The following is a 6,764-nucleotide window of genomic DNA, read 5'->3' as shown; positions in this document are numbered from 1 at the left end:
CGGCCTTGTCGCCGGTGGCCACCTGCAATTGAGTAACGGCGAGACGCTCAACCTGATGAGCGGCGAGGACACCAACCTCGCCGTCGCCGGCAAAGCGCGTATCCACACCGGCCAGGCCATCGGCCTCGTCGCCGGCGCCATTCGCCCGGGCGAGAACAACACCGGCATCACGATGATCGCGGCGAAGGACGACATCGAGATGCAGGCGCAAAGCGACGAGATGAAGTTCCAGGCCAAGGACGAGGTGACGCTCCAATCGATCACCGAGCACATCGACTTCGCCGCCGGCAAAAGAATCGTGCTGGCCGTCGAAGGCGGCGCGAGCATCACCATCGACGGGGGGATCACGGTCGAGTGCCCGGGGACGATGACGGTGCATGCGAGTCAGAAGAGTTTTAGTGGGCCGGTGCGGGAGGAGTACCCGCTGCCAGTCATGCCCAGCGACCAAAGCGCCTGGGTCAAGGTAGATGCGGTCTACGAGGACGCCTGGAGCACGCGTTGGCCGCTCGACAACATGAGAATCGATTGCGATACCCAACCGCTGGCGAGCAGTTTCAACCTGCCGAAGAGCAAGGAGTAGAACCCCATGGCCAACGAAAAGGACGGCGCCAAAGAACTGCTGACACCACAAGATGGGTCGATCCAGGTGTCGGCCAACCCGCGCACAGTGACCGAGAAGGAAATCCACGATGATCGGCTGTTGATCATCCAGCGCCTCGATGGTTGCTACGGCAACCTCATCGAGTGCATGGCGCCAATGCAAGCCGAATGGGACACCAACCCGATGCGCGCGCTGGGCGAAGCGGCCATCGATGGTGCCCGCGCGGGCGTTGCCGACTGGGCCGAAGATTTCGCGCAGATGTTCGACAAGGACACCTGGATCGGCCTTGGCGACAAAGTTGAACAGGCCGCCGGTGCCGTCTACGACACCACTCGCGAGTACGCGGGGGAAGTCTATGGGCAAATCGCCGATCTGTTCGAAAACGCCGACGACACGCTGGCCAATTGGGCCTGGTGGCAAGGCCGCATCGATTCGGCCGAGCAGGCGGTGATTGAGGATCTGAAACGAAGGCATCAGGCCGCCAGCCAGGCCATCGACGACATCGAAGAAGTCGTTGCCATCGCCGGGCGGGTGTGGGCCTATCGCGACGACATTCTGAATCTGCCCAAACTCATCGCCGAAGGCGACGCCAAGGCCGTCCAGGCCTTTGTCGACAATACGCTGCCCCAGATCGACAAGGCACTGGCCGACGGCATCCGCAACGACCCGAACTTCTACGTGGTGCTAGAGATCATTCAGGACAACGACAGCGCGCTGGCCTATCTAAGCTACGCCAGCCTCGCCGTCGAGGCGGTGCCGCCCAACTTCTACGCCTACCACACCGGCAAGGGCGGCGCCTACCTGATGGTCGAAGTGGTGCTGCTGATCGTCACCGCACTGCTGTCGGCCGGCACCGTCGCGGCGGCGCGCATCGCAGCATTGGCTGCGCGCATCGCGACCAGTAGCGCGAAGGTCGCCGGTGTGGTCAGAAAGGTCGAGGCCGCACAACGCGCCTTTAGCGCATTCATCCGCATGCTTGACGACTTCTCCGGCGCGGCCAACCAACTCCATGCTCTGGGTGCCAAGCTCAACGTGGCGCGCCAGCGCGGTCTGCGCGTGAGCGGCGCCACCCGAACCACCATTACCGCCCGACGCGCCGCCATCAAGCGCGACCGCCGCTGCCGCATCTGCGGCAGCACCAAGCACGCCACCCCGCGCGAGCGGCTGGGCACGGTCGAGTACGAATAAGGGGAAGAGACGAAAAATGCTCGGCAACGTATTGAAGGACGCCAAATACCTCAAACGCATCAAGGACGCCACGGACCCGCATGCAGACCCGGATCACCCGCGTCATCATGGCATCGGGATGCAGGCGCATCATGTGATTTCGGCGGAGGGGGTGAAGAAATCCGGCCTTGGGAACGATCTCGTTCGATTTGGCTATGACATCAACGTACTGGACAATCTGGTCTACATTCCTTCGACGCTACAGGGTGCCTGCCACCTGGGCGTGCAGCCGCATCGGGGGGACCACAGGGCGCCGGTTGAGGGGGATGGGTTTGATGATGATCGGAAGCGGCCGGATAGCTATCACGATATGGTGAAGTTGCGCGTGGCCGAATTGGAGCGTTTGCTGACCGACAAATGCCCGGCCGAGGATCCTGACAGACGGCGAACGATCCGCCGGAAGATGGACGAGATCAGCAAGAAAATTGCGAATCTCATCCAAATCGTCCCGAGTAAAGCTCCTCTGACGAGAATTGCAAAGCATTTCGAACCCAAATCAAAGATCGGTTGCGGCGGGGTCGATTCAATTCCGAATCACAGCGGCCAACCGTGTCCGGTAGAAAGGCACCACCGCAGCCAGCAAGGCCCCGGGCAGAAGAGCGAACAGATCATTTACCGGAAAGACAAGCCGTATCAGTTGAAGGTGGGACGATGAGCACAGGAAAATTCGACGGTGACTACTATTTTGTGTTGAAGGACAGAAACGAGCGCATGCCGGAAATGACGCCGGACGAAGACACCTCAAGGAAACGGTATCGGTTCACGCAGCTTCCGCTGCATACAAAGCCACTAATTTTCCACAATGGCTCACTGGACTATCAAAAGGCGAACCGGATCGCCCCTGTTGACCCTCCACCGGAAATACTCTTCGATGGATCGAACTTTCTCGTCAAAGACGCCCTGCGCGAAAAACTCCTGCCGCTGGACATCCCCAACCTCGCCATCCAGCCGGCGATCTATATCGACCACAAGAACAATTGGCACGAAGACTACTGGTATCTGACGTTCACCGAGCTGTTCGATTGCTGGGACCGAGAGAGGTCTTACTACGACCCCGATCCGGTCGATTTCGACGATGTGAAGCTTTACGAGGTGTACACCTACTCGCTCGATGAAAAGGTGTTGGAAGAAACGCCACTCGAATCTCGGCGCCTGTTCAAGATGGGTAGCACCACGGAAGGTCCGGTTGTCGTCCACGTCTCCATCGCAAGCTGGTTCGGACGCAGCGGTGCGGTGCTCGTGCCCGTTCCCGAGTACGGGGTGTCGTTTCCCTGAATGCGTAGCATCGCAGCACGCGTGCCAGCGGGATACGCGCTTCCCGGCCGTGCATGCTGAATGAAACGATGGAGAACGCTTTGATGTGGTTGATTCCGCTGTGGACGCTGGGCCTCGCGCTGGCCTGCTGGATGTTCGGTCAGTGGATGTTGAAGAGGCCCGCTCGCCTGCTGGCCACGGGCCTGACAATCAGCGCCTTGATCCCGTGGCTACCGTCGAGCCATGCCGAACCGCCGACGAAGCCGTCGACACAGGTCGTCTATCGATTTGACGACCATCGACATTTGGAGCTCGTCGGCTACGGCTGCGAGGGGGCGATTGACTATGTCGATACGAAACGAGGCATCAAGACTCGCCTCATGGAGCAGTTTGCGCGCGTCTTTCTTCCGCGCATCGTCCATGCAGACAACGACGGGGATTTCATCTTCATTCCGTATGACGACGTCTCAGCATTTCGTGTCTCCAAGGATCATGGCAAAACTTTCAATAGCGCGCGTTGGGTCGGCAGTGTGGAGTATGGCACCGAAGTCAAAGCCATCACCGTCATCAACCAGCAGGCGTTCATCGAGGTCAAGGACGGGCGGGTTTTCATGACATCGAAACCGTTTGGAGAAGGCTGGGGGATGCTAGTGATTGACCCAGTAAACCATCTGCCGACGACGGTGTTTTCCGAACGCCCCGAATTCCAAAACCTCCCCACCACCATCCCCGAAGTGAAGGAATACAAAGGCTGGTCGCAAATGCGCTGCGATCCCGACCTCGAAGGCGATCCCAAGCAAACCGCCGGCACCCGCTGGAACGCCTTTCAGTTTGCCGTGCTCGATCTGCTCGGACGTACCGTGGCGTTGCCGATCATATGGGCTGTCGGAGCGCTGAGTTAAGCCGTTTCTCCCGCCACACTCCCACTTCTGTTCCCCTGGAATCTGCGCGTGCATCAAACCCTTCAACACTTGGAGCGATCTAGTGGAAGTGAACACAGCGGACGCAACGAGCAATTGACCCCCAAGGTTCTGGACCTCGACTGCATCGCCCCCCTGCCACCTGCCGAGTTGCCCGAGTGGGACGGCAAGCTCGAATGGCTCGAAGCGCACGAGGCCAACGTACCGCCGCCGTTGCCGAGCGAGGAGCGCATCACCGAGATGGCTCGCGAGAAGGGGCTCGATCCCAGCACGGGAAGATCGCTTGCCCGATAGCCTGGACTCGATCTCGTGAAACTTCAGGTGCGTCTCATCTGGATACTGGCTCTTCTTTGGTCTGCCCATGTGATCGCAGCCGAAACCTACACGTGCACAGAAAAGTGGATGGGTCGCGCCGAGGCTGCCATGCGGTCAGAGAGACCCATTCTCAGCCAAGGGCGATGCAGTGACGTTCAACGGCTGTTTGGCGATTCAGAGTTCTACTGGGTTCGCGACCACAAGATATTTGCTCTCAGGGTTCGGAAGGAGCGCAGCAGTCCGTGTTCGGGCAGAGGCATCGGGTCCATCGGTCAGATGTTCATGTTGGAATGCTATCTGCCCACCTGGTTACAGACACATACGAACACTGAGCATCGTTTCTACTGGTTGCTCAGTGATGATCCTGAGCATTTTGAGCGGATTGCTCCCCAGCAAAAGGCCTACGAAGCTTTCGAATCAAGACGTTATCTGAGATATGCCAAGGACAGCAAGTCAGTATTTCTTGGTGTTGATCAGATCAAAGGCGCCGATCCTGCATCCTTCGAATTGATTTTTCCGTTTGGAGAAGATCCTGAATGGAAAGACATCTACTTCGCGCAGGATGCATGGCAACTATTTGTCGACCTCGTCGCAATGCCAAAGCTGGATATAGAAAGCGTTCGTTGGCTCGACGTTCCATGCGTGGACTCAACGGCAGGATGTGAGGTAGTGAGTCTGCGGAAGATTCGCATCGGAGTCGTTGGTCGAGACATGGTGGTTCTGGACCATGCAGGAGGTCACGGCTATTTCGTTGGCGTAGCAGCCCATAGGTTGGAGTGCTTTCAGACGGGATTTCGTCATTTCTGTTCTAGTGGGCCCGAAGTTTACGAAATCGAAGAGAGCGTGTCCGGCCCACTACGATGGGCGCGAGTAGAGGGGAAGCAGAGGTGGCCCCGGAAATCTGAACACAGCGAAAAGTAGATGCATTCACCCATCCCTTTTTTCTTGACCTGGCGGGAAGCGCTCGGCCTGTCCCTCGAAGCCTTCTGGCCGCGCTACGGGGTGGCGGCCGGTGCCGGGGCGCGCTACGAGCGCTCGCTCCAGGGCATGCCGCGCGTGTTGGTGTTGCTCGTCGCCTTGCATCGTATCGCTCGCGTGGATGAGGCCGATCTGGCCTGGGTGGCTGAAGCGTCCGATATGAATAGCGGTGGGTTGGGGCGGGCTCTGTTCGATCTTCGTACCCGGCTCGGGCTCACACAGACAGAGTTCTGGGCACGTTTCGACATTGCCCAGGCAACCGGAGGGCGCTACGAGCGGGGCATGACGATCCTGCCGGCGGCTCGGCGCCTGCTGTGCCTGTATCTGGCAGGCCGTGTGGATGACGAGGCGCTGGCCGAGGGGCGCCGGTGGCTGGCGGCGCAAGTGCTGCCGGATCCGGATGCCGGAGCCAGCGAGATTTGCGAAGCCGACGCCCGGCCGGACGATTTGTATGCCATCCGCTGGATGAGGACGCATCTCGACGGGGAGCCGGGTTATCTGGTCAAGCTTGAGCGGCGCCAGCAAACGCACACCAGTTGGTTCGGACTGAACCGCTATGGCACGGCGCTCAAGGCTTTGGCCGCGGCGCAGCACTGGCGCGACGCGCTGATTGCGGATCACAGGCCTGTCAGCAAGCGGGAGTTCGTCGCCAAGGTGAGGCGCAACAACACCTCGGGGGTGGCGGGTGTGCGGCGGGTTGTGAGTGTATTTACCCTCGCGTCCGGCAAGTCGGTTGAACACGTCGTCTGGGCAGCTCGCCCGCCCCGTTGCCTGAAGGTGAGTGGGCGCAGTTTCCGGGTCGATGAATACGGTGAGGATGGCGCGCGGGCGCGAGCGATCGCGTTGCGCCGGCACTTCGAGGCGCAGGTGGACGGGTTTCATGCGCCCAATGTGCCGGAGGGGTTTTTGCCGGATGACAACGGCCGGTTGTAGAGGGCAAGTCGCCCATGTGGCGCCCCGGATGGCGTGGTGCCTGGCCACCGCAGCGGCAGCCGGCGCTCGGTGCACAGGCGGGCCAGGTCGCGCCACATGTACTCGCCTTTGGCCCGATACAGCTTGAACGGCGAATCGGTCCAGCCCTGGCGGGCGAAGATCGGCCCCAGCAGGAAGGGGCGGTCGTCGAAACTGGCCAGCCCCTCGGCCTCCAGGCGCGCCACGTCGGCCGCGGCCACGTAGGAATAGGTGCTGGCCGGGTCGAACCAGAACTCGATATGCGGCAGGTGCGATGGCGCCGTTCCCATGGGGCCTGCTCCTTCGATGGCGCCCCCTGGGTCAGAATAGTTGTCGCCTCGATAGAATCCGAAACCGAGGGGCGATAAGAGAAGAACGAAGTGGCCAGATACGGACAAGCATTCAAGGACAAGGCAGTGGCGCGGTTGCTGCCGCCGGAGAGCGCGCCGCTGGAGACGGTCTCCAGGCAGTTGAGCATCTCGGTGGCAACGCTGGAGCGGTGGCGGGCGGATGCGCTG

Annotated in this window: 9 protein-coding genes; 8 read left to right on the top strand and 1 reads right to left on the bottom strand. The window is 60.4% G+C overall.

Annotated features, from left to right (window positions below; all coding sequences use genetic code 11):
- The 8 genes from I8J34_RS23610 to I8J34_RS23575 all read left to right on the top strand — a co-directional run.
- A partial coding sequence (locus I8J34_RS23610; RefSeq protein ID WP_214364096.1) for a DUF2345 domain-containing protein occupies positions 1-580 on the top strand: 580 nt, incomplete at its 5' end.
- A 6-nt stretch (positions 581-586) separates the two neighbouring features.
- The gene (locus tag I8J34_RS23605; RefSeq protein WP_214364095.1) at positions 587-1,789 is read left to right on the top strand and encodes a hypothetical protein; all 1,203 of its coding nucleotides are present in this window, start codon (positions 587-589) and stop codon (positions 1,787-1,789) included.
- Positions 1,790-1,805: 16 nt separating this feature from the next.
- Entirely contained in the window at positions 1,806-2,483 is a 678-nt protein-coding gene (locus tag I8J34_RS23600; protein WP_214364094.1) for an AHH domain-containing protein, read from the top strand.
- Positions 2,480-3,103, top strand: a complete 624-nt coding sequence (locus I8J34_RS23595) for a hypothetical protein (protein ID WP_214364093.1) — start codon at positions 2,480-2,482, stop codon at positions 3,101-3,103. Before I8J34_RS23600 ends, I8J34_RS23595 begins: the two co-directional genes overlap by 4 nt.
- An 83-nt stretch (positions 3,104-3,186) precedes the next feature.
- Entirely contained in the window at positions 3,187-3,984 is a 798-nt protein-coding gene (locus I8J34_RS23590) for a T6SS immunity protein Tli3 family protein (RefSeq protein WP_214364092.1), read from the top strand.
- A 114-nt stretch (positions 3,985-4,098) separates the two neighbouring features.
- Positions 4,099-4,296, top strand: coding sequence for a DUF6396 domain-containing protein (locus I8J34_RS23585; protein WP_214364091.1), 198 nt, complete (start codon positions 4,099-4,101; stop codon positions 4,294-4,296).
- Between the two features lie 15 nt (positions 4,297-4,311).
- Complete coding sequence (locus tag I8J34_RS23580; RefSeq protein ID WP_214364090.1) at positions 4,312-5,238, top strand: DKNYY domain-containing protein; 927 nt, start codon at positions 4,312-4,314, stop codon at positions 5,236-5,238.
- Positions 5,239-6,228: a helix-turn-helix domain-containing protein gene (locus I8J34_RS23575; RefSeq protein ID WP_214364089.1), complete on the top strand. Its 990-nt coding sequence runs from the start codon at positions 5,239-5,241 to the stop codon at positions 6,226-6,228.
- Here I8J34_RS23575 and I8J34_RS23570 read toward each other — a convergent pair.
- Positions 6,174-6,536, bottom strand: a complete 363-nt coding sequence (locus tag I8J34_RS23570) for a DsbA family protein (protein ID WP_214364088.1) — start codon at positions 6,534-6,536, stop codon at positions 6,174-6,176. The two genes, I8J34_RS23575 and I8J34_RS23570, sit on opposite strands and share 55 nt — an antisense overlap.
- Positions 6,537-6,764 lie beyond the last annotated feature (228 nt).

The sequence above is a fragment of the Denitromonas iodatirespirans genome (assembly GCF_018524365.1).
GTDB lineage: Bacteria > Pseudomonadota > Gammaproteobacteria > Burkholderiales > Rhodocyclaceae > Nitrogeniibacter > Nitrogeniibacter iodatirespirans.
The sequence above is the reverse complement of the archived record's forward strand: the minus strand, read 5'-3'. Positions and strand labels throughout refer to the sequence as shown.

What these genes read in the sequence shown, in the direction of transcription:
- I8J34_RS23605 (WP_214364095.1), top strand. Translation starts at nt 587, where the DNA reads ATGGCCAACGAAAAGGACGGCGCCAAAGAACTGCTGACACCACAAGAT.
- I8J34_RS23600 (WP_214364094.1), top strand. Translation starts at nt 1,806, where the DNA reads ATGCTCGGCAACGTATTGAAGGACGCCAAATACCTCAAACGCATCAAG.
- I8J34_RS23595 (WP_214364093.1), top strand. Translation starts at nt 2,480, where the DNA reads ATGAGCACAGGAAAATTCGACGGTGACTACTATTTTGTGTTGAAGGAC.
- I8J34_RS23590 (WP_214364092.1), top strand. Translation starts at nt 3,187, where the DNA reads ATGTGGTTGATTCCGCTGTGGACGCTGGGCCTCGCGCTGGCCTGCTGG.
- I8J34_RS23575 (WP_214364089.1), top strand. Translation starts at nt 5,239, where the DNA reads ATGCATTCACCCATCCCTTTTTTCTTGACCTGGCGGGAAGCGCTCGGC.
- I8J34_RS23570 (WP_214364088.1), bottom strand. Translation starts at nt 6,536, where the DNA reads ATGGGAACGGCGCCATCGCACCTGCCGCATATCGAGTTCTGGTTCGAC.